This window comes from Variovorax sp. Root473, from assembly GCF_001426505.1.
Classification (GTDB): Bacteria; Pseudomonadota; Gammaproteobacteria; order Burkholderiales; family Burkholderiaceae_C; genus Variovorax.
This window is the reverse complement of record NZ_LMEV01000017.1, coordinates 1,839,831-1,862,055: the sequence shown is the minus strand read 5'-3', so window position 1 is coordinate 1,862,055 and position 22,225 is coordinate 1,839,831. Positions and strand designations below refer to the sequence as shown.

Here is a 22,225-nt window from a genome sequence, read left to right as displayed (position 1 = left end):
GGCACCCGTCGCGAGGGCGCTGGCAGCCGGGCAAACCGGGTCGGCGCGGGGACTTATTGTTTGTAGCTGTCGTCGATGCGGTCGAGCTTGCGGATCAGCGAAGGCCACACGAACATGCCGCCGAGGCCGCCGCTTTGCACCTTCATCGCCTGGCCCACGCCGTCGATGATCCGCGGGTCCACGTGCGTGAGTTCGCCGCCGCCGGCCTGCGCCGCGATCTGGATCTGGCAGGTGTTCTCGAAGGTGTACATCGAAAGGAAGGCGTCGGCAATGGTCTTGCCGCAGGTCAGCAGGCCGTGGTTGCGCAGCATGAGGAAGTTGGCGTTGCCCATGTCGGCCTGCAGGCGCGGCTTCTCGTCGTCGCGAAAGGCCACGCCTTCGTAGTCGTGATACGCCAGCGAGGCCAGCACGAAGGTCGACTGCTGGCTGATGGGCAGCACGCCGTTCTTCTGCGCACTCACGGCAATGCCGGCCCGCGTGTGGGTGTGCAGCACGCACTGGATGTCCTCGCGCGCGGCATGCACCGCGCTGTGGATCACGAAGCCCGCCGGGTTCACGGGATAGGGCGAGTCGATGATCTTGTTGCACTGCTGGTCGACCTTGACCAGGCTCGACGCCGTGATCTCGTCGAACATCAGGCCGTAGGGGTTGATCAGGAAGTGGTGCTCGGGACCGGGCACGCGCGCGCTGATGTGCGTGAAGACGAGGTCGCTCCAGCCGTACAGCGCCACCAGGCGGTAGCAGGCGGCGAGGTCGACGCGCAGCTGCCATTCTTCGGCGGAGACGAGCTTCTGGATTTCGGAGGCGGAGGTTGCGTTCATGGGGGTGTGTCCTTGGTCGGGGCTCAGGCGGTGGCCTGCTCTGTGAGCACGGTCTTGTAGATGCTCTGCTTGGGCTGCGACATCAGGCGGCGCAACATGGGTTCGAATTCGCTGATGGGCAGGGTCTCGGCCTTGGGGTCGAAGGCCGGGTTGTCGTAGAGCGCGCAGAACTCGGCCGTGCGCTCGTAGTGCGGGTGGTCCTTGAAGGTGTCGCGCATGTCGCGGTCCAGCCCGATGTGGTGGAAGAAGTAGTGGCCCTGGAAGATGCCGTGGTTCTGCACCATCCAGTGGTTGGCCTCGCTCACGAAGGGCTTGAGGATCGCGGCGGCGATGTCGGGGTGGTTGAAGCTGCCCAGCGTGTCGCCGATGTCGTGCAGCAGCGCGCACACCACGTACTCCTCGTCGCGGCCGTCGCGCAGCGCGCGCGTGGCGGTCTGCAGCGAGTGCGTGTAGCGGTCGACCGGAAAGCCGCCGTAGTCGCCTTCGAGGATCTGCAGGTGCTTGATCACGCGCGCGGGCAGGCCGCCCGTGAACTGCATGAACTCACCGCCGATCAGTTGCCAGTCTTCGCGCGTGCTCTCCTGCATGCTCTTGAAACTTGCCCGTGCGTTCATCGTGTGGGGTCTCCGTTCTTTGGGGGTGGCGGTCACTGTAGACCTGCGCTTGACCTTCAACTGTCAAGAATTTGACAATGCAGGGTTCTGGTAAACCCGCCTCCGGGCGCCCGCCTTTCCCCCTTTCTCCCATGGCCACTTCGACCAAACCGCGCCTTTCGGCCGCCCACCGCGGCGCGCTCGACAGCAACCCGTGGTTCACCAGCATGCCGCGCGCGCAGCGCGACGCGCTGGTGGGCGCGGCCGAACTGCTGCATGTGCGGCGCGGCACCATGGTGTTCCGCCAGGGCGACCCGATCCATGCGGCGGGCGGCGGCTTCTACGGGCTGGTGGCGGGCACGATCAAGATCTCGTCGCTGCGCCAGGACGGGCGCGAGGCCATCCTGGCGGTGCTGGAGCCGGGCAACTGGTTCGGCGAGATCACGCTCATCGACGGCTCGCCGCGCACGCATGACGCCACCGCGCTCGAAGCACTCGACCTGCTGGTGGTGCCGCCCGACGCCTTCGTGCGGCAGATGCGCGACGTGGTGTTTTCCAACGCCATCGCGGCCATGCTGGCCGCACGCGTGCGCATGCTCTACGGCCTGGCGGAAGACGCCACCTTGCGCAGCCTGCGCGCGCGCGTGGCGCACCGGCTGCTGGTGCTGGCACGCGGTGACGCCACGCAGTCGGTGCACCTGCGGCACGAACTCATGCTGTCGCAGGAGGCGCTGGCCATGATGCTCGGCGTGACGCGCCAGACGCTGTCGAAGGAACTCAACGCGCTGGCGACCGAAGGCGTGGTGTCGCTGGGCTATGGGCGCATCGCGCTGCTGTCGCTCGATGCGCTGCAGGGGCTGGTGCGCACGGGTTGAAGGGCTTCAGCGCAGCACGCGGCCATCGGCCGAGATGCTGATGAGGTCGATGCTGCGCACGTTGTCGCGCAGGCCGGGTCGCAGGTTGATGCGGAAGCCGCCCACGTCGTAGTCGGTCATCGCCGTCATCGCGCGCTGCAGGGTCGCGGTGTTGAAGCCACGGCCCGCGCGGCGCACCGCCTCGCCCGCGGCCTTGGCGGCGATGAAGCCCTCCAGGCCTTCGTACGATGCGGTCTGGTCGGAGTTGTCGACGGCCGCGAGGTACTCCTTGACGATCGGAATGGCCGACGGGCGCGGCGAGGGCACGACCTGCGAGATCACGATGCCGCCGATGTCCTTGCCCAGCTCGGCGTAGAGCGGGTCGATGCCGACGATCGAAAAGGCCATGAAGTTGCCGGTGTAGCCGCTCTTGCGCAGCTTTCGGATGGCGCTGGCCGTGGTGCCCGAGAGCGACACGAGCACGATGGCCTGGGGCGTCTGCTGCTGCACGGTCTTCAGCGCGGCGTCGAGCTTGTCGGCGCCAGCGGGGACCAGCGCGCTCGCGACCAGCGGCGGCAGCTTGAGTTCGGCAATGGCCTGCTCCACGGCGGCCAGGCCGGCGCGGCCCATGGCGTCGTCGTCGCCCACCAGTGCGATGCGCTTTTGCCCCACCGTGGCGCACTGGCGCACGATCTTGAGGGCCTCGTCGATCATGCCGGGGCGCACATGGAACACGTGCGGGTGCTCGGGGCCGCGCAGCGCGTCGGACGCCGCGAAGGGCGCAAAGAGCAGGCTGCCCTGCTGCGTCGCGACCTTGGCGCCAGCCTCGCTGCTGGCGGTGCCGACAAAGCCGAACAGCATGTCGGCCTTGTTCGCGCCGAGCAGCGTGCGTGCGTTCGTGGCGGCACGTGCGGCGTCGTAGCCGTCGTCGAGCTGCAGCAGTTTCAGCTGCAGGCCGGTGGTGGCGTTGCGCGTGTTGAAGTCGCTCACGGCGAGCCGGCTGCCAGCGGCGAAGGCGTTGCCGATCTCGTTGGCGCCGCCGGTGAGCGGCACCGACTGGCCAAGCAGGACGACGCGGGGCCCGGCGGCGGCCGGGCGTGGCGTCTGTGCCAGCAAGGGACGGGTGATGCCGAGGCCGCTTCCCAGAAGCAGCATTGCGGAGGCTCTTCCCAGCCATGTCCTGCGAGACGCGTTCATTGGCTACCTTTTGCTAACAATAGTAAAAAAGTGTAGCAATTTCGAGGCCAAGGCGGAAGGCGCGGGTGCTCCAGAATTGCCCTGATGAAAACAACTGTGTCCTGGGTTCTGGGAGGGATGTGCGCGGCGCTCACCGGTTGCGTGGTGCCGCCCCCATCGAAGGTGGTGGAAAAGGCGCTGCCCGCGCCGGAGGTCTTCGTGCCCGTGGCGGCACCGCAGCCGCCGCAACCGATGATCGACCCGCCACCCCTGCCGCCGCCATCGACGATCGAGCCGCCACCGCTGCCACTGGCGGGGCCGCCGATGGCATTGCCGTCGGGGCCGACCCTCATGGCGGCGCCGCGCGCCGATCCGCGGGCCACGGCGGACGCGGTCGTGAAGGATCCGGTGATCCGCCAGCGCCGCTACCCCAAGTACCCGTCCGCACTGGCGGAAGAGGGCATCGAGGGCCTGGTGGTCACCACCTTCTTCGTCAGCGTGGACGGCAAGCCCGAAGACATCCGCGTCGAACGCTCGCCGCACCCGCTGCTCTCGCGGGCGGCGACCGATGCGATCAAGGAGTGGCGCTTCGACCCGGCGCGCACGGCGGACGGGCGTGCGGTGCGTGGCGCGATGCGGCTGCCGTTTCGCTTCCGGCTCGATTGAGTTGAGCGGCGGGGTGCGCGCTCAGGCGCGTTTTTCGAACACCAGGTCCCACACGCCGTGGCCCAGCTTGAGGCCGCGGTTCTCGAACTTCGTGAGCGGGCGGTAGGCTGGCTTGTCCGCGTAGCCCGTGTCCGGCGCGGTGTTGCGCAGCAGCGGCTCGGCGCCCAGCACTTCGAGCATCTGCTCGGCATACGGCTGCCAGTCGGTGGCGCAGTGGATGTAGCCACCGGGACGCAGGTGCTGCGCCAGCTTGGTCACGAACTCGGGCTGGATCAGCCGGCGCTTGTTGTGGCGCTTCTTGTGCCAGGGGTCGGGAAAGAACACATGCACGCCGGCCAGCGTGCCGGGCTCCAGCATGTGGTCGAGCACGTCGACCGCGTCGTGCGCGCAGATGCGGATGTTCGGGATCGATTGCTCGCCGATGCGCTTGAGCAGTGCGCCCACGCCGGGCTCGTGCACCTCGCAGCACAGGAAGTTGGTGTCGGGCAGCACGGTGGCGATGTGCGCCGTAGCCTCGCCCATGCCGAAGCCGATCTCCAGCACCGTCGGGCCGGCGCGGCCGCCGAAGGCCGCCGTCAGGTCGAGCGGCTCGGGCGTGTAGGGAATGAGGAACAGCGGGCCCAGCTCGGCGAAGGCGCGGGCCTGGCCGTCGGTGGTGCGGCCGGCGCGCTTCACGAAGCTCTTGAGACGGCGGTGCAGCGGATGCGGCTTGCCGTCGGTGGCGCCGTTCGCGTCGTCTTCGGGGGATGCGGGCGCGTCGTCGCCGGGCGGGAGGTCGTTGGACACGGTGTCGGGAATGTTCATGAGGGCCGCGAATTGTAGAGATCGCGCCATTCGGGCACCCAGCCGGCCAATGAAGCGGCGCAGTCGCCAGCGGTCGCGGGGCGCAGGCCGAGGGCGCGCGCGGCGGTGTCGAGCGCGGCCAATGCGGCTTGTGGTGTCGTGGTGTCGATGGCCGTGGCGCCGTTCTGCTTGGAGAGTTTGTCGCCGTCGGCGCCGCGTACCAGCGGCGTGTGCAGGTAGCTGGGCGTGGGCAGGCCGAGCGCCTGCTGCAGCAGGATCTGGCGCGCGGTGTTGTCGGCCAGGTCTTCGCCGCGCACCACGTCGGTCACGTCCTGTTCGGCGTCGTCGACCACCACGGTGAGCTGGTACGCCCAGGGACCGTCGGCGCGGCGCAGCACGAAGTCGCCGACCTCGCGCTGCACGTCCTGCTGCTGCGGGCCGAGGCGGCGGTCGCGCCAGTGCAGGTCGCCGGCCGGCATGCGGTGCGCAGCAAAACGCCAGGCGCGCGCGGGCTTGCCGTGCAGGCCGTCCCGGCAGGTGCCGGGGTACACGCGCTCGCCATGGCGTTGGTGCGCATGGCCGAGCCGGGCCAGGGCCAGGTCGATGTCCTTGCGCGAGCAGCCGCAAGGGTAGGCCAGGCCGCGCGTCTGCAGCGCGGCCAGCGCCGCCTCGTAGTGGGCGGTGCGCTTTGTCTGCCACTCGGGCGGTTCATCGGGGAGCAGCGCGCAGTCGGCGAGCTGCCGCAGGATGTGCTCGCCCATGCCGGGCAGGCAGCGCTCGGTGTCGGCGTCCTCGATGCGGACCAGCCAGCGCGCCCGGTCGCCGCGTGCCCGCACATCGAGCCAGCTCGCGAGCGCAGCCACCAGCGAGCCGGCGTGCAGCGGGCCGGTGGGCGAGGGCGCGAATCGGCCGGTGGCCCGCATCCTTTCTTAGAGGACTGCGAGGGCCAGCGAGAGGCCCGAAACGAAACCGTCTTCGACGCGATGCCCGATGCACCAGTCACCGGCGATGCCGATGCGGGCCTTGGCGTCCCACAGGTGGGTCTGGCCAACGGGCACCTGGGTCTGCGCCTCGGGCCAGCAGCGCGCCTGCGCATGGCTGGGCGTGGCGTGGATGCCGGTGATTTCCGAGAAGGCGCGCAGCAGCTTGGCCTCGATGCGCGCGGGCGTGTCGCGCAGGTGTTCTTCCGACCACGTGGCGCTGGCCTGCAGGGTCCAGCGTTCGACGCGTTCGCGGCCGGGCTTGGACGATTCGCGCGCCAGCCAGGCCACGCGGTGATGGGTGCTGCGCGCCACGTTCCATTGCGGACCGAGGTGCGACATGTTGGCCTGGTTGGCCTGTGGGAAGGCAATCATCAGCGCCCAGCAGGGCGCGATGCGCACGCGATCGATCTTGCGGCTGAGCGTGGCCGAGCGTTCGCCTTCGCCCAGCAGCTCGCGGGTGCGCGCGGGCGGAACGGCCAGCAGCACGGCGTCGAAGCCGGAGTACACATGCTGCGAGTCGTCGGCACCCGCGGTGCGCAATTGCCAGCGGGTGGCGTCGAGCGCGTCGGGCTCGATGCGGGTGACTTGCGTGCCGGTGACGAGGTGCTCGCCGAGCGGCGCGGCCCAATGGGTCACGAGGGCGTCCATGCCGGGCTGGGCGACCCAGTGTGGCTCCAGCGAGGGCAGCGCCGCTTCGGCCACGCGGCCGTGGGCGTCGAGCACGCGCACGAGGTTGGCACTCCAGGGACGGCACAGCGCGGGCGTGGTGGCCAGCACCTGGGCAAAGCGCGGGTCGCGCACGGTGAAGTACTGCGCGCCGCTGTCGAAGCGGCCGAAGGCGGTGTCGATGCTCGCCATCCGCCCGCCCGGCGTGGCCTCGCGTTCGAACACCGTGACACGGTGCCCGGCCTGCATCAGCGTGCGGGCACAGGCCACGCCGGCAACGCCGGCGCCGATCACGGCGAAGTGGCGGGCGGCGGCGGGAGTTCGGTGGCGGTCGGCGGTGGCGCGGGCTTTGGCTTTGGGCATGGCGGACTCTTTTCTTTTGACAGGGTGATGACTGAGGAGGCCGTACAGACTCTAACCCGGTCTGCGCACGCCGCCGGGCTGGGGGCGACCCTTAGGAGGCCCGACGTTTCGCCTGGCGTTCAACGGCCCCGATGCCGTTCGAGCAGCGCCTTGCGCGTGCCCTCGTGCTCGAACTGCGCGAGCCACCATTCGAGCGCGCGCCCCGGCTTGCCCGCGCTGCGCACGCGCCACGCGCAGTGCATGGTGCCCAGTGGCGGCTGGCGTTCGGTCTGCAACTCGACGAGGTGGCCGGCTTCGATGTAGGGCCGCGCCATCGGCTCGGGCAAAAAACCGCCGCCCAGGCCGTGCAGCTGCGCGGCGATCTTGGCCTGCATGCTGGGCACGGTGAGCACGTCCTGCCCGCCGACGAGGTTCACGGTCATGCTCGGCCCGCTGCGCACCGAGTCGGCCGCGGCCACCGCGCGGTGCTGGCGCAGCACCGCGTCGCTGATCGGCTGCGGCAGCCGCGCGAGCGGGTGGTGCGGCGCCACGGCGAACACGAAGCGCAGTTCGCCGATCAGGCGGCTGCGGATGCCGGTGGCGGTGAAGGCCAGGCTCGCGGCATCGAGCACCGCGCCGATGGCCAGGTCGGCCTCGCCGCTGGTCAACGCCTCGATGGTGCCGAGCAGCGTTTCGTCGCGCAGCTTCAGGCGCGTGGGCGGGTCGAGCGCGAAGAAGGCGGTGCACAGGTCGAGCAGCGGATCGCGCGCGATCACGCTGTCGACCGCAATCGTCAGCATCGGCTCCCAGCCGGTGGCCACGCGCTTCACGCGGTTGGCCACGGCGTCGATCTCGCCGAGCAGGCGCGCGGCCTCGCGCAGCAGTTCGGCGCCGGCCTCGGTGAGGCGGGCCTGGCGCGCGCTGCGGTCGAACAGCAGCACGTCGAGCGCGTCTTCGATCTGCCGCACGCGGTAGCTCAGTGCGCTGGGCACGAGGCCCAGTGTGCGCGCGGCGGCGGCGAAGCTGCCGGTGGTGGCCACCGTCTGCAGCATGGCCAGCGCGTCGGGGGTGAGGACGTCTCGGGCGCTCGTCACGGGGTGGGCTCCATCATTCAAATAATTTGAATGATGCCATCAAAACCGGGCGTCTTTCAGAGGGGGATGGAGGTCCAGAATTCTTCTCATCCGCTGCGCATCCGGCGCGGCCCATGACGAAAGCCCCGGCGCCCGAACCGGGTGGGGCAGCAAGGAGTTCGATATGTTGAAAGTACGCAAATCACAGGAACGTGGTTATGCCGACCATGGCTGGCTGCGCTCGTTCCACAGCTTTTCCTTCGCGGGGTACTACGATCCGGCCTACATGGGCTTCGGCAACCTGCGGGTGATCAACGAAGACCGCGTGGCGGCGGGCGCCGGCTTCGGCACCCACGGCCACCGGGACATGGAGATCATCAGCTACGTGCTCTCGGGCGAACTCGCGCACAAGGACAGCATGGGCAACATCGAATCCATTCCGCCGGGCGACGTGCAACGCATGAGCGCCGGCCGTGGCGTGATGCACAGCGAGTTCAACCACAAGGCCGACCAGACCACGCACTTCCTGCAGATCTGGATCGAGCCCAAGGAGCGCGGCATCGCCCCCGGCTACGAGCAGAAGCAGTTCAGCGACGCCGACAAGCGCGGCACCCTGCGCCTCGTGGCCTCGCCCGACGGCCGCGACGGCTCGGTCACGGTGAATGCCGATGCGAGCCTGTTCGCCGGCCTGTTCGACGGTGAGGAAACCGCGAGCCTGGCGCTCGATCCGAGCCGCAAGAGCTACGTGCACCTGGTGCGCGGCGAGCTCGACGTCAACGGCCAGAAGCTGTCGGGCGGCGACGCCGCGATGCTCGAAGGCGAATCGCAACTCACGCTCGGCGCCGGCACCGATGCCGAAGTGCTGGTGTTCGACCTGGCCGCCTGAGACGGCGCCTTTTTCTTTGTTCCTTTCGCTTCAACAACCAACGAGGAGTTTCACCATGGCCATTACCACCACAACCACCGCCCACAACGCCGCCCAGGACACGCTGGCACTCATCGGACGCGTGCTGATCGCGCTGCTGTTCGTGCCGGCCGGCTTCGGCAAGTTCACCGGCTTTGCCGGCACCGTGGGGTACATCTCCTCGGTGGGCGCACCGCTGCCGCAGGTCGCGGCGGTGATCGCGATCGTTGTGGAATTGGGGCTCGGCCTGCTGCTGCTGGTCGGCTTCAAGACGCGCCTGTCGGCCATCGTGCTGGCGATCTTCACCGTGGCCGCGGCCGTGATGTTCCACAACTACTGGGGCATGCCCGCCGACAAGGCCTTCGTGAACCAGCTGATGTTCTTCAAGAACATCGCCATCGCCGGTGGTCTGCTCGCCTTCGCCGCCTTCGGCGCCGGCCGTTTCAGCATCGATAAAAAGTAAGCTTGCTTCCCCTCAGGCCGCGCACACCTCGTGGGCGCGGCCTTCTGACTTCATCGCTTCTTTGAGGAAATCCGTTTCATGGCAAACATCGTCGTTGTCTTCCATTCCGGCTACGGCCACACCCAGCGCGTGGCCCAGGCCGTGGCCGACGGGGCGGGCGCACAGCTGCTCGCCATCGACGCCGACGGCAACCTGCCGGCCGGTGGCTGGGAGACGCTGGCCGCGGCCGACGCGATCATCTTCGGTTCGCCGACCTACATGGGCGGCGTGAGCTGGCAGTTCAAGAAATTCGCCGACGCGTCGTCCAAGGTCTGGTACACGCAAGGCTGGAAAGACAAGCTCTTCGCCGGCTTCACCAACAGCGCCACGATGAACGGCGACAAGGTCACGACCATGACCTACCTGTGGACGCTGGCGATGCAGCACAGCGGCCTCTGGGTCAGCATGGGCATCCTGCCCACCAACAACAAGGCGGCCACGCGCGATGCCATGAACTACGTCGGCGGCTACGGCGGCCTGCTCACGCAATCGCCTTCGGACGCCAGCCCGGCCGAGATGCCCAAGGGCGATCTGGAGACGGCACGTGCCTTCGGCGAACGCGTGGGGGCAGTGGCAAGATCGCGCGCATAACGTCCCCACCGAACCTCGCCCTCAGGAGAACACGATGACCGACACCATCCCCGAAATCCAATTGCTGCGACCCCACGACAAGGACCTGGGCGGGGGCTTCAATGTGCGGCGCGTGCTGCCGGCGGCGCAGCGCCGCTCGGTTGGCCCCTTCGTGTTCTTCGACCACTTCGGCCCGGCCACCGAGCAGCCCGGCAACGCGCACGACGTGCGGCCGCATCCGCACATCGGCCTGTCGACGGTCACCTACCTGTTCGAGGGCGCGATGATGCACCGCGACAGCCTCGGCAGCGTGCAGGAAATCCTGCCCGGCGCCATCAACTGGATGACGGCGGGGCGCGGCATCGTGCACTCCGAGCGCAAGCCCGAGCGCCTGCTGGTCGACACTTTCGTGAACCACGGCCTGCAGCTGTGGGCCGCGCTGCCGCAGGCGCACGAAGAGGTCGAACCCAGCTTCGAGCACACGCCGGCCGACGCCATTCCCGAACTGACGGTGCAGGGTGTGCTGGTGCGCGTGCTGGTGGGCGAAGCCTTCGGCGTGCGTTCGCCGGTGAAGACGCTGGCGCAGACGGTCTACCTGGACATCGCGCTGCCGGCCGGCGGCCGCTTCGAGCTGCCCGCGCTGGCTCCTGAACTGGCGGTCTACATGGTGGACGCCGATGCGCGCGTGAACGGCGAGCCCGCGCCCGCCCACACGATGGCGGTGCTGCCCGACGGGCAGGGCGCGGTGTTCACGGCCGACACGGCGGTGCGCCTGATGGTGATCGGCGGCGAGCCGCTGGACGGCCCGCGCTACATCACCTGGAATTTCGTCTCGAGCCGGCGCGAGCGCATCCTCGAAGCCGGCGCCGACTGGGCCGCGCAGCGCATGGGCCACGTGCCCGGCGAGACCGAATTCATTCCGCTGCCGGGCAAGCCCTTCGGTGTGCGCGAGCCCGATACGGGCACGACGCCGGTCTGAACCCAAACGCCTTGCTTATTGCTTATTGCTTATTGCTTGATGCCGATGTCCGGGTCTTCCGAGGCCCGGGCGCTGGCGTCCGATGCGCGCGCGCTGAGGTCGGGGGCCAGGGCCCTGCGACCGTCGAACACGAAACAGTCGCCGTGATAGTGCGCGCCGCCGACGTCCTCGAAGTACTTGAGGATGCCGCCTTCGAGCTGCAGCACGTGTTCCACGCCTTCCTCGCGCATGAGGATGGCGGCCTTCTCGCAGCGGATGCCGCCGGTACAGAAGCTCACCACCGTCTTGCCCTCGAAGTCGGCGCGGTGCGCCTTCAATGCGGGCGGAAACTCGGTGAACTTGGTGATGCGCCAGTCGATCGCGCCGTCGAAGGTGCCTTCGTCGACCTCGAAGTCGTTGCGCGTGTCGAGCATCACGACCTCGCGGCCCTCGTCGTCGTGGCCCTGGTCGAGCCAGCGCTTGAGCGTGGGCGCGTCCACACCGGGCGCGCGGCCGGCGGCGGGCTGGATCGCCGGGTGGTCCATGCGGATGATCTCGCGCTTGAGCTTCACCAGCATGCGCCGGAAGGGCTGCGTGGCCGACCAGCTTTCCTTGGTTTCGAGGTCGGCAAAGCGCGCGTCGGCGCGCAGGTCGGCCAGGAAGGCGTGGATGGCCTGCGCCGTCCCGGCCAGAAACAGGTTGATACCTTCGGGCGCCAGCAGGATCGTGCCCATCAGGCCCAGGGCCTGCGCGCGCTCGCGCAGGGTCTCGCGCAGCACGGGGCTGTCGTTGATGCCCACGAACTTGTAGGCGGCGATATTCAAAATCTCTTGCACGGGGCGGGATTGTAGGGATTGGCACACCACATCGTGGGGGGCGGCTTCCTACAATCGACGGATGTTTGTTCACCTGCGTCTGCACACCGAGTTTTCCGTCGTCGATGGCACGAATCGAATCGATGAAGTCATCAAGGCGGCCGCTGCCGACAAGCAGCCCGCACTGGCCATCACCGACCTGAACAACCTGTTCGGGGCGGTCAAGTTCTACAAGCAGGGCCGGGGCAAGGGCGTCAAGCCCGTCATCGGCGCTGAAATCTTCATCGACGGGCTGGGCAAGGAGCCCGGCGCGCTGACCCGCCTCGTTCTGCTGGTGCAGAACATGGAGGGCTACCTCAACCTGTCGGAGCTGCTGGCCCGCGCCTGGACACAGAACGTGAGCCGCGGCCAGTCGCAGGCAGCCTGCAAGCTCGAATGGCTGCAGGAACTGCAGGGCGGGTTGATCGCGCTGTCGGGCGCACAGGCCGGGCCGCTGGGCCAGCCGCTGCTGCAGGGCCAGGAAGAACGCGCCGCCGAACTGGCGCTGCAACTCGCGGGCATGTTCCCGCACCGCTTCTACATCGAGCTGCAACGCGCCGGCCGCCCCGAAGACGAGCCGCACGTGATCGCCGCCGTGAAGCTCGCCGCCCGCCTGAAGCTGCCGGTGGTGGCCACGCACCCGGTGCAGTTCGCCGAACGCCAGGACTACGAGGCGCACGAAGCGCGCGTGTGCATTTCCGAAGGCGAAATCCTGGGCAACCCGCGCCGCGTGCGCAAGTTCACCGAGGAGCAGTACTTCAAGTCGAGCGCCGAAATGCAGGCGCTGTTCGCCGACGTGCCCAGCGCGCTGGCCAACACGGTCGAGATCGCCAAGCGCTGCAACCTCACGCTGGTGCTCGGCAAGCCGCAGTTGCCCGACTTTCCGACGCCCTTCATCGCCGAAGGCGTGCGCATGCCGATCGACGAGTTCTTCCGCCAGGAATCGTTCGAGGGCCTCGAGGCGCGGCTGAAGCACCTGTACCCCGACGAGGCCAGGCGCGACGCCGAGCGGCCGCGTTACGTGGAGCGCCTGGAGTTCGAGATCAACACGATCCTGAACATGGGCTTCCCCGGCTACTTCCTGATCGTGGGCGACTTCATCCAGTGGGCGAAGAACAACGGCTGCCCCGTGGGCCCGGGCCGGGGCTCGGGCGCGGGCTCGCTCGTGGCGTACGCGCTGAAGATCACCGACCTCGACCCGCTCGAATACAAGCTGCTGTTCGAACGTTTCCTGAATCCCGAACGCGTCTCGATGCCCGACTTCGACATCGACTTCTGCCAGGGCAACCGGGACCGCGTGATCGACTACGTGAAGGACAAGTACGGCCGCAACGCCGTGAGCCAGATCGCCACCTTCGGCACCATGGCCGCGCGCGCGGCCATCCGCGACGTGGGCCGCGTGCTGGACATGAGCTACATGTTCTGCGACGGCATCAGCAAGCTGATTCCGAACAAGCCGGGCATGTCGGTCACGCTGCAGTACCCGCCCGCGACCAAGATCGAAGGCGACAAGAACAACTACGCCATCGAGATGGAACCGCAACTGGCGGAGCGCATCGAGAAGGAAGAAGAGGTCCGCATGCTGGTCGAGCTCGCGCAGAAGCTCGAAGGCATGACCCGCAACATCGGCATGCACGCCGGCGGCGTGCTCATCGCGCCGGGCAAGCTCACCGACTTCTGCCCGCTGTACCAGCAGCCCGGCAGCGAATCGGCTGTGAGCCAGTACGACAAGGACGACGTCGAAGCCATCGGCCTCGTGAAGTTCGACTTCTTGGGCCTGGCCACGCTCACGATCCTGGAGATCGCGCGCGAGTTCATCATGAAGCGCCACAAGGGCCAGGAGAACTTCGCGTTCGAGAACATCCCGCTGAACGACGCGGCAACCTACCGCCTGTTCTCCGACGGCAAGACCGAGGCCGTGTTCCAGTTCGAATCCCGCGGCATGCAGGGCATGCTGAAAGATGCGCGGCCCACGCGCCTGGAAGACCTGATCGCGCTGAACGCGCTGTACCGCCCGGGCCCGATGGACCTGATTCCCAGCTTCGTGGCGCGCAAGCACGGCCGCGAAGACGTGGAGTACCCGCACCCGGCCGTCGCCGAGATGCTCTCCGAGACCTACGGGATCATGGTCTACCAGGAGCAGGTGATGCAGACCGCGCAGATCCTGGGCGGTTACTCGCTCGGCGGCGCCGACTTGCTGCGCCGCGCGATGGGCAAGAAGAAGCTCGAGGAGATGGCCGAGCATCGCGAGAAGTTCCGCGCGGGCGCATTGGCCACGCACGGCATCGTGCAGGACAAGGCCGACGAGATCTTCGACCTGATGGAGAAGTTCGCGGGCTACGGCTTCAACAAGTCGCACGCCGCCGCCTACTCGCTGCTGGCGTACCACACGGGCTGGCTCAAGGTCCATTACACGGCCGAATTCTTCTGCGCCAACATGACCGTGGAAATGGACGACACGGACAAGCTCAAGCTCTTGTTCGAAGACGCCCAGAAGAACTTCGGCATCACCTTCGAGCCGCCGGACGTGAATCGCGGCAACTACCGCTTCGAGCCGGTCACCAACAAGATCATCCGCTACGGCCTGGGCGCCGTGAAGGGCACGGGCCAGCTCGCGGTCGAGGCCGTGGTGCGTGCGCGCGAAGAAGGCGGGCCGTTCAAGAGCCTGTACGACTTCTGCGTGCGCATCGACCGCCAGCGCATCAACAAGCGCACGGTCGAAGCGCTCATCAAGGCCGGCGCGTTCGACGCCATCCAGCAGAACCGCGCGTCGCTCATCGCCTCGGTCGACCGCGCCTTCGAGTTCGCCAATGCCACGGCGGCCAATGCGGCGCAGGTCGACATCTTCGGCGACTGCGAACACGGCTCGGCCACGCAGGAGCCCGACCTCGTCGACGCCACCCCGTGGGGCGTGAAGGAGCGCCTGACCTTCGAGAAGACGGCGGTCGGCTTCTACCTGTCGGGCCACCTGTTCGACGAGGTCTCGCACGAGGTGCGGCGCTTCTGCAAGCGCGAGATCGGCGACCTGCTCGACAGCCGCGACCCGCAGGTCATCGCCGGCATCGTGAGCGACTTCCGCGTCATCAACGGCCAGCGCGGCCGGCTGGCGATCTTCAAGCTGGACGACAAATCGGAGTCGATCGACGCCACGGCCGACGAGGCGCTCATCAACGCCAACCGCAACACGCTGAAGGACGACGAGCTCGTCATCGTGAGCGGCAAGCTGCAGCCCGCGCGCGGCGGCTTCGAGGCGCGCTTCCAGGTGCAGCAGGTCTGGGACCTGGCCTCGGCGCGTTGCCGCTTCGGCAAGTTCCTGCGTGTGGCGGTCAACGGCAAGGTGCCCGAGATCGCGCGCCTCCTGAAAGACTTTCCGGCGCGCACCGAGCAGACCGAAGTCGGCGACCTGGTGCATGGCCTGCCCGTGCGCCTGTCGATGGCGCGGGGCGGGGCGCAGGTCGAGCTGCAACTGGGCGAGCGCGCCAAGTTCTTCCCGACCGATGCGGCGCTCGCAAGCTGGACCGCGCAGGCCGATGCCGGCAAGGCACAGGTCATCTACGATTGATCGACCGCGCGAGCCTGGGGAACCCCGGCGCCTGCGCGCGGTCCATCTGTCTGTTGCAGCCTGGCCTGGCGCCAATCACAGGAGAAACGACCGCATGCATTTCAAGAAGATCCTCAAGACCACCGCGTTGACGTTCGGCGTGGCGCTGCCCATCGCCGCGGCCTGGGCGCAGTACGCCGGCCCGAGCTCGGTGCCGAACCTGACCGTCAAGCAGTTGCTCGACACCGGCCAGGACGACCAGCACGCCACGGTGCGCGGCTTCATCGTCTCGCACGATGGTGGCGAGCACTACACCTTTGCCGACGACACGGGCCGCATCAAGGTCGAGATCGACGCCAAGTACTTCCCGCCGGGCGTGAAGATCGACGACAAGGTGCGCGTCGAGCTCAGCGGCGAGTTCGACAAGGACCGGCTCACCGGCAAGACCGAACTCGACGTCAAGCGCGTCATCACCGTCCTGCGCTGACCTCCGTCTTTTTCCCGAGCGCCTGCTCGACCTGGTCGAGCACGGCCTCGGGGGCGTGCAGCCAGTCCTTGGCCAGCACCTGCATCACCTGCCAGCCGAAAGCATCGAGGATGCGCGGGCGCGACACATAGCGCTCCAGCACGTTGTGGCGGTGGCCGTCCTGCGCCGCGCCGTCCACCAGGATGCCCAGTGCGTAGTGCCCCTGGCCCGAGGCCCGCACCGCGAGGTCGCAGCGAAAACGCGACTGACCCACCTGTTCGTCCACCGCATGGCCGCGTGCGCGCAGCGCCTGCGCGATCTGCGCCGTGACATCGTCCATGCGCGCCTGCCGCGCCACGTGGCCGCGCGCGAGCGGATTCATGCCCTCAAGCACGCGCCGCGCCGTGTCCTCGTCGCCGCGTGACAGGCACTCGGCATAACGCAGGAAGTTCTTCAGCGCCGCCGCGCCTTCGTTGTGGTCATTGGTGATCGCCTCGTGGCGGATGGTCGAGACCACCGCCATGTGGTGCTTGGCGCGGCTGAAGATCACGTTCAGGCGCTTCTCGCCGCCGCGCTGGTTGATGGGGCCGAAGTTCATCAGCATGCGGCCCTCGGGGTTGGGGCCGTAGCAGATGCTCAGGATGATGATGTCGCGCTCGTCGCCCTGCACGTTCTCCAGGTTCTTGATGAAGAGGCCGCAGAACTGGTCGTCTTCCTCGCGCACGTACTCTGCTTCGAGCCGCGCCGCGAAGTCGGCATCGACCGCGCCCAGCGCGTTCAGCTCCTCCTCGATCTCGCCCTGTTGCGCTTCGGAGAACGCCACGATGCCCAGGCTGCGCCCGGTCTCGCGCTGGAGCAGTTCGCGCACCAGCTGCGCGATGTGGCGCGCCTCGCCGTCGTTGATGCGGTTCTCGTACACCGCATCGGCCACGCGGTGGAAGCTGATGGCGCGCGAGAGCAGGGCGTCGACCTGCGCCTTCACGGACTCGTCGGTCGGGCTGCGCGACTGCACCACGATCTCGCCGCGCTCGGGCGCGGGCAGGCTGCGGTCCGGAATGGTGTACAGGTTGCCCGCGTAGAAGGCCGCGTTCGAAAAGCCGATGAGCGATTCGTAGCGGCTGCGGTAGTGCCAGGCCAGCAGCGTGGCCGGCAGGTTGCGCGCGCCCTGGTTCAAGAGGCTGTCGGCGTCGAGCACCACGGCGATGCGTTCGCCTTCCTCGCCGCTTTCCGCATCGTCGCCTTCGACGGTGACGGTGTCTTCCTCGGCGTCGCGGCCCGACGAGAAGAAGCTGGTCGGCGGCAGCTGCATCTCGTCGCCCACCACGATGATCTGCGGCGCGCGGTACAGCGCGGGCACGGCTTCCTCGACCGGAATCTGGCTGGCCTCGTCGAAGATCACCACGTCGAACAGGTCGGCCGCGAGCGGCAGCGTGTCGGACACCGACAGTGGGCTCATGAGCCAGATCGGCTTCATGTCGCGCACGACACGGCCGGTGTCGCCGCTGGCGAGTTCGCGGATCGCCTTGTAGCGCATGGTCTTGCCGAACTCGTGCTCGAGTTCGCGGCGGCCGGCGTTGTAGCTCTTCTTGAAGACCTTGCCGTCGGCGTCGAGCTGGCTGGCGGGCAGGGCGCTCTTTTGCACATGGTCGCGAAAGCGCTGGCGCACGGCGGTGGCGAGCGTGCGTGCGTTGCGGTCGAGCAGCTTGCGTTCGCCTTCGCCCAGGCGCTGCGCATGGCGCGCGAGCGTGGCGCCGTCGAAGCGCGGCAGCCAGCGTTCGGTGCGGTACACGCGCTCCAGCCCTTCGCGCGCGACGGCGTACTCGATGGCCTCGGGCGGCAGCGGCAGGGTGCGCAGCGCGGCGGCCACGGCCGGGTCGGCGTCGGTCAGCTCCTGCAGCGGCTGGAGCACGGACGGCAACGCATCGGCCTGGTCGCGCAGCGTGCGGGCCAGCGCGTCGAGCGCGGCCAGCGGTTGCGCGCCGGTGTCGTGCAGCAGGTCGCGCCAGAGGGCATCGAGCGTGTCGACGCGTGGCGCGGCGGCGACGAGCTGCTCGACGCTGCGGCGGCCCGCGTCGGTGCGCAGGTGGGCCTGGAACGCCGCACGCAGGCCGGCACCGGCGTCGATGCCGCGCAGGAACTGCAATTGCTGCGCGAAGGCATCGGCATCGGTGCAACCGTAGTCGGCTTCGAGGCGTGCCGATTGCTGTTTCAGTGCAGCATGCGCGGCCTGTTCGGCGCGCAGGTCTTCGAGGATCTGGCTGGCTTGCGGGCGCACGGCATGGGCGGCGAAGTCGTAGCGGCGCTTGAGTTCGCCCGACAGACGCCACCAGGACGGCTGCAGCCAGCGCAGCAATGAACCTTGTTGCGCGCGGGCTTGTGTCAGGGCAGCTTCCGTGTCGCCGGGCGAGAGCTTGTCGCGCCAGTGGGCGGTGCGCTGCAGCTGCGCGTCGAGCGCCTGCTGCAGCGTGCGTCTTTCATTGAGGGCGGTGCCGAGCGCGAGGCTGCTCGGGTGCGCGGCGTCGAGCAGCGCCAACTGACCGCGCGCGGCCAGCGACGCCACGGCGCGCGCATCGGCCACCACAGCCAGCGCGTCGCGCCACAGCACGTCGGCTGCGGCCAGCGGGGGCCAGGCCTCGACCAGCGCATCGCGGCAGGGCGCACTGAGGTCCATGGCGCGTTCGCTGCACTCGACCAGCCGCGCCAGGGGCTTGTCCTGCACCAGCAGCGAGGGCGCGAGCTGCGCGAACAGATGCTGCGCGAAGCTGGGTGCGCCCAGGCTTTTGGTCACAGCCAGGTGCAGGCGCGACACCAGCTCCACATGCTTGCGCCAGGCCGCGAAGGCCGGCAGCGCCTCGGCCTGCAGCGGCGTGAGCGACGGGTCGCTGGCCTTGAGCGCCACGAGGCGTGACAGCAGTTCGCGCAGCGTCACCGCGATGTGCTCGGGCACGTCGTGCATGGCGGCGTCGAAGCGTTCGAGCGCGCGCAGGTCGAGGTCCATCGCGTCGAGCACCTGCGTGCGCTCCGCGCTTTCCTGCGCCAGCGTGCCGGGCGCTTCGAGCCACAGTTCGTAGGTCTTGCGCAGGTTCTGCACGAAGGCCTTCTTGTCGCCCTGCGAGTCGTGGATCATGCAGCACAGCTCGTCGAGCCCCTGCTGGCGCAGGCGGTGGAACACCACGTCGATGGCGGCACGTTTTTCGCAGACGAACAGCACGCGCTGGCCGCGGCCCACGTAGTCGGCGATGAGGTTGGTGATGGTCTGCGACTTTCCCGTGCCCGGCGGGCCCTGGATGATGTAGCTGGTGCCGGTGCGCGCCAGCGCCACCGCGGCGGTCTGCGTGGCGTCGGCCTGCACCACGGGCCACTGGTCGGCCAGCGGCAGGGCGGGCGGCGTCTCGGCGTCGACGCGGCGCGGCTGCAGCGAGAACACGCGGTCGAAGGCCTCGCTGGCCAGGTCGGATTCGGCCAGCCCCGAGTAGTCGCGCACCAGCGACATCTTGCGGTGGTTGAAGTTGCCCAGCGTCACGGCCGTGAGGTCGATGTCCCACTGGTAGGGGTTGCCGCTGCTGTCGCGCAGCGCGAAGGTCTTGCGCTCGGCGTCGCTGGCGGCGGCGGTGGCCGTCATCTGCGGGGCGCGTGGCTGCGGCGCGGCGCCGACGGCCTCGCACAGCGGCAGCGGCACGGGGCGCACGCGCGCATGGAATAGCTGCAGCCCGCGCGGGCGGAAGTCGTCCTGCGCGTAGCTGAAGTCCTGCGAAGCCACGGGCACCGCGGAGGGCGAGCGCACGCGGGTGCGGCGCTTGAACTGTTCGAGCCGCTGGCGCGCGCGCTGGTGCATCACGGCGATCTCGGGCTGCTTCACGAGCCGCAGCTGCACGCCGGGTTCGCTCTGCGCGATTTGCGCCGACAGCTGGGCGTGGAACTGCTCAAGCGAGGTCTCGCGCAGGTCCACCGTCTCGGGCAATGCGATGCCGTAGAGCTGGCGCAGGTGATGGCGCAGCGTGGGGTTCACCTGCGCCTCGCTGGCCGAGGCTTCGAGCAGGTACTGGTCGCGCACGCCTTTCTTGCGCAACAGCTCCACCGGCAGCATCAAGAGCGGCGAGGCGATGCGCTCGGCGCGTTCGGCCTCGCCTTCTTTCAGGTTGTGCCAGCGCAGGAAGGCGACCACCAGCGACAGCTGCGAGAAGCCGTACTCGGCCCGGTCGCGCCGCGCTTCCTGCAGGATGCGGTCGAGCGCGCCGGGCAGGTAGGGCTGGTCTTCGAAGCGCAGCCAGCGCGCCAGCGGCACGGGGTCGCAGCTGGCGATGTCGGTGGCAAAGCGGCCGTCCCACACGCACAGCTGGTCGGTGCGGATGCTGTTCAGGTCGACCACCAGCGGCACGCTGGCGATGGTGAGGTTCACATGCGCCTGCGTCGGCTTGAAGTACAGCAGGCGGTTGCGTCGCGACAGGTCGAACAGCCGGTCGCGCAGGTGCAGCTGGATCGCCTGGCGACGCTGGCCCGCGCCGTCCCTTGCCGGTGCGATGCGGTCCAGGCCGAGGTCGACGGGCTGGTCGCGGTAGGTTTCGAGGCGGCGGATGACCGAGGGCAGGTCGCGCGCACGTTCGTGGCGGTCGAGCGCGGTCATCTCGAAGATCACGGCGGCCACCACCGGGTGCAGGCGGCGGTTCAACTCGAAGAGGTTGCTGCGGTGCGTGGCAAAGCGGGTCAGGTCGTCGCCGTCGGTGAGGTCGAGCCCGCACGACAGGCTGGCCAGCACCTGGCCCAGGCACAGGATGTCGCCGAGGGCGTCGTGGTGGCCCACGCGCAGCTCCCAGGCGGTGTAGCCGGGCAGGTAGGCCGGGCGCGTCGGCACCGTGTCGGGGCCGGCATCGGGCATGACCGCGAGGTTTTCGAGGTCGATACCGGCATCGGCATCGACGGTCAGGCGCGTTTCGCCGACCACGCGCAGCACCGAGGCGGCAGGCTGTTCGAGCGGTGCGATGGCTTCGGGGAAGCGACGCGGCTCGGTGCCTTCGGGCTGGACCAACGCCAGCGCGGGCTCGGCCGGCGCGTCGGTCACGCAATAGGCGAAGGCACTGCCGAGCGCGGCGACCTTGCCGAGTTCGTGCAAGGCCGAGACCTCGCGCAGCAGCGGCAACACGAGCTTGAGCACGTCGTCGGTCTGCAGGCCGCCGTGGGCGTCGGCGGTGGCCAGCAGTTGCAGGAGCGGGGCGGGAGCGAGGGTCATGCGGCGGCGGCCTGCGAAGAAGAAGTGGCTGCGGCTTTGTCGAGCAAGGCCGCGGCGTCGCGCTTGACGCGGGTGAAGTTGCGCTTGGACAGGCCCAGGTCCTTCAGCACGCGCTGTTCGAACGGCGCGGCGCAGTCGAGCGCGTCGGCCAGCCCCAGCGCGGCGGCGAGGGTGACGTCGTCCATCTCGGGGTCGGCGGCGACGAAGTCGACCAGCACGCTGGCCAGATAGTCGTGCAAGCCGGCGGGCGCGGGCTCGGGCGGCGGCATCGACGCGGCGGGCGGCACGAAGTCGGGGAAGAAGCGGCGCGCATGCCCGAGGAGGGATTCCGACTGAAGCACGGGCCGCTGCAGCAGCTGCGCGATGGTGCCGCGCGTGAGCGCGCTCACGCGCTGCTGGCCGAGCATGTCGAGCGTGGCCAGGTCGAGCGGGCCTTCGAGCGCGGCGGCCAGCCATTCGTCGGCGTCGTGCTCGCGGCCGGTCCACAGGCGCAGCGCGCGGGCGCGCACGAACACTTCGGGGTGACTCACGCCGCGTGTCTGCAGCGCCTCGTTGTGGGGGTCGGCGCAGATTTCTTCGGCCTGCGCCAGGTAGCTCGCCACGTTGACCTGCTTGAGGCCCGTCTCGATCTTGATGAGCGCGCTCACGGCGGGTTCGAGCGCGCCGCAGGCCACGCAGCCGCCGCGGTCGGCGAAGGCTTCGGTGTACAGCGCATGGCGCCGTGCGGCCTGCAGGTGGCTCGCGTCGGCGCGCGGGTCGGACGAGGTGGCGTGCAGCAGCCGGTCGACCACGTGATGCTTGCCGCCATCGCGTTCCCACAGCAGGTAGTGCGCCAGCTCGTGGCCGAGCACGGCCTGCCGCTCGGGGCCCTGCAGCCGTTCGAGCAGCGGGCCCGAGAGCACGATGTGGGCCTCGCCCGGCACGACGTAGATCGCGGCGTTCATGGCCGCGCCGTCGCCGGACGGCGCCTGGTAGAGCGTGATGCGCGCGGTGACGCCCAGGCGTTGCGCCGCCAGGGTGGCGTCGGCATGCAGGTCAGGATGCGCGTCGGCGTCGAGCCGGTAGGCGCTGCGCAGCAATTCGGCGCGCATGGCGGCCGTGTGTTCTTCGCGCGCTTCGGCCGAAGCAGCCCAGCGCCAGGCCTCGGGTTCGTTCGCCTGGAGGTGGGCGGCCAGTGCCTGCTGGTAGGGCAGCGGCGTCAGGTCTTGGAGGCGAACGGCAGGGAAAGAGTCGACCATGTCAGGAG

General features: G+C 68.9%; 18 protein-coding genes. 8 read left to right on the top strand and 10 right to left on the bottom strand.

Translation table 11 applies throughout. The features are described 5' to 3' along the window. Positions 1 to 53 precede the first annotated feature (53 nt). Together ASD34_RS22110 and ASD34_RS22105 are read right to left on the bottom strand one after the other, a co-directional pair. Positions 54 to 821, bottom strand: a complete 768-nt coding sequence (locus ASD34_RS22110) for a class II aldolase/adducin family protein (protein WP_056582112.1) — start codon at positions 819 to 821, stop codon at positions 54 to 56. 23 nt (positions 822 to 844) lie between these two features. Further along, positions 845 to 1,435 carry an HD domain-containing protein gene (locus ASD34_RS22105; protein ID WP_056582110.1) on the bottom strand — a complete coding sequence of 197 codons (591 nt, stop codon included), beginning with the start codon at positions 1,433 to 1,435 and terminating at the stop codon, positions 845 to 847. 131 nt (positions 1,436 to 1,566) lie between these two features. On the opposite strand from ASD34_RS22105, the gene ASD34_RS22100 reads away from it, so the two are divergent. Beyond that, on the top strand, positions 1,567 to 2,289 hold the full coding sequence (locus ASD34_RS22100) for a Crp/Fnr family transcriptional regulator (protein ID WP_056582107.1): 723 nt from the start codon (positions 1,567 to 1,569) through the stop codon (positions 2,287 to 2,289). 6 nt (positions 2,290 to 2,295) lie between these two features. Here ASD34_RS22100 and ASD34_RS22095 read toward each other — a convergent pair whose 3' ends face one another. Next, positions 2,296 to 3,465, bottom strand: a complete 1,170-nt coding sequence (locus ASD34_RS22095; RefSeq protein WP_056582105.1) for an ABC transporter substrate-binding protein — start codon at positions 3,463 to 3,465, stop codon at positions 2,296 to 2,298. Between the two features lie 84 nt (positions 3,466 to 3,549). On the opposite strand from ASD34_RS22095, the gene ASD34_RS28505 reads away from it, so the two are divergent. Then, on the top strand, positions 3,550 to 4,110 hold the full coding sequence (locus ASD34_RS28505; protein WP_082548911.1) for an energy transducer TonB: 561 nt from the start codon (positions 3,550 to 3,552) through the stop codon (positions 4,108 to 4,110). Positions 4,111 to 4,131: 21 nt separating this feature from the next. On the opposite strand, the gene trmB is transcribed toward ASD34_RS28505, so the two are convergent. The 4 genes from trmB to ASD34_RS22070 all read right to left on the bottom strand — a co-directional run bounded on the left by trmB (position 4,132) and on the right by ASD34_RS22070 (position 7,978). Next, positions 4,132 to 4,914, bottom strand: coding sequence for a tRNA (guanosine(46)-N7)-methyltransferase TrmB (gene trmB / locus ASD34_RS22085; RefSeq protein WP_056582100.1), 783 nt, complete (start codon positions 4,912 to 4,914; stop codon positions 4,132 to 4,134). Next, positions 4,911 to 5,816, bottom strand: a complete 906-nt coding sequence (gluQRS, locus tag ASD34_RS22080) for a tRNA glutamyl-Q(34) synthetase GluQRS (protein ID WP_056582097.1) — start codon at positions 5,814 to 5,816, stop codon at positions 4,911 to 4,913. Before gluQRS ends, trmB begins: the two co-directional genes overlap by 4 nt. A 6-nt stretch (positions 5,817 to 5,822) precedes the next feature. Further along, on the bottom strand, positions 5,823 to 6,905 hold the full coding sequence (locus tag ASD34_RS22075; RefSeq protein ID WP_056582095.1) for an NAD(P)/FAD-dependent oxidoreductase: 1,083 nt from the start codon (positions 6,903 to 6,905) through the stop codon (positions 5,823 to 5,825). Between the two features lie 119 nt (positions 6,906 to 7,024). Further along, on the bottom strand, positions 7,025 to 7,978 hold the full coding sequence (locus ASD34_RS22070; protein ID WP_056582093.1) for a LysR family transcriptional regulator: 954 nt from the start codon (positions 7,976 to 7,978) through the stop codon (positions 7,025 to 7,027). A gap of 163 nt (positions 7,979 to 8,141) precedes the next feature. Between ASD34_RS22070 and ASD34_RS22065 the strand changes: the two genes are divergently transcribed. The 4 genes from ASD34_RS22065 (at position 8,142) to ASD34_RS22050 (ending at position 10,912) form a co-directional block, all read left to right on the top strand. Further along, complete coding sequence (locus tag ASD34_RS22065; protein ID WP_056582091.1) at positions 8,142 to 8,843, top strand: pirin family protein; 702 nt, start codon at positions 8,142 to 8,144, stop codon at positions 8,841 to 8,843. A gap of 55 nt (positions 8,844 to 8,898) precedes the next feature. Further along, entirely contained in the window at positions 8,899 to 9,324 is a 426-nt protein-coding gene (locus ASD34_RS22060) for a DoxX family protein (protein ID WP_200937608.1), read from the top strand. Positions 9,325 to 9,402: 78 nt separating this feature from the next. Then, the gene (locus tag ASD34_RS22055) at positions 9,403 to 9,954 is read left to right on the top strand and encodes a flavodoxin family protein (protein ID WP_056582089.1); all 552 of its coding nucleotides are present in this window, start codon (positions 9,403 to 9,405) and stop codon (positions 9,952 to 9,954) included. Between the two features lie 34 nt (positions 9,955 to 9,988). Continuing rightward, entirely contained in the window at positions 9,989 to 10,912 is a 924-nt protein-coding gene (locus tag ASD34_RS22050) for a pirin family protein (protein WP_056582086.1), read from the top strand. Positions 10,913 to 10,941: 29 nt separating this feature from the next. Here the strand turns inward: ASD34_RS22050 and ASD34_RS22045 are convergent, their stop codons facing one another. Then, positions 10,942 to 11,727: a sulfurtransferase gene (locus ASD34_RS22045; protein ID WP_056582084.1), complete on the bottom strand. Its 786-nt coding sequence runs from the start codon at positions 11,725 to 11,727 to the stop codon at positions 10,942 to 10,944. A gap of 61 nt (positions 11,728 to 11,788) precedes the next feature. Between ASD34_RS22045 and dnaE the strand changes: the two genes are divergently transcribed. Both dnaE and ASD34_RS22035 read left to right on the top strand, forming a co-directional pair. Continuing rightward, positions 11,789 to 15,307: a DNA polymerase III subunit alpha gene (gene dnaE / locus ASD34_RS22040; protein WP_056582083.1), complete on the top strand. Its 3,519-nt coding sequence runs from the start codon at positions 11,789 to 11,791 to the stop codon at positions 15,305 to 15,307. Positions 15,308 to 15,401: 94 nt separating this feature from the next. After that, a complete protein-coding gene (locus ASD34_RS22035) occupies positions 15,402 to 15,773 on the top strand; it encodes a YgiW/YdeI family stress tolerance OB fold protein (RefSeq protein ID WP_082548908.1) in 372 nt (123 codons plus the stop codon). Here ASD34_RS22035 and ASD34_RS22030 read toward each other — a convergent pair. Next, positions 15,757 to 20,979, bottom strand: a complete 5,223-nt coding sequence (locus ASD34_RS22030; protein WP_056582081.1) for an AAA domain-containing protein — start codon at positions 20,977 to 20,979, stop codon at positions 15,757 to 15,759. The two genes, ASD34_RS22035 and ASD34_RS22030, sit on opposite strands and share 17 nt — an antisense overlap. Further along, entirely contained in the window at positions 20,976 to 22,217 is a 1,242-nt protein-coding gene (locus tag ASD34_RS22025) for a M48 family metalloprotease (RefSeq protein ID WP_056582079.1), read from the bottom strand. The genes ASD34_RS22030 and ASD34_RS22025 overlap by 4 nt, the downstream gene beginning before the upstream one ends. Between the last annotated feature and the right edge of the window lie 8 nt (positions 22,218 to 22,225).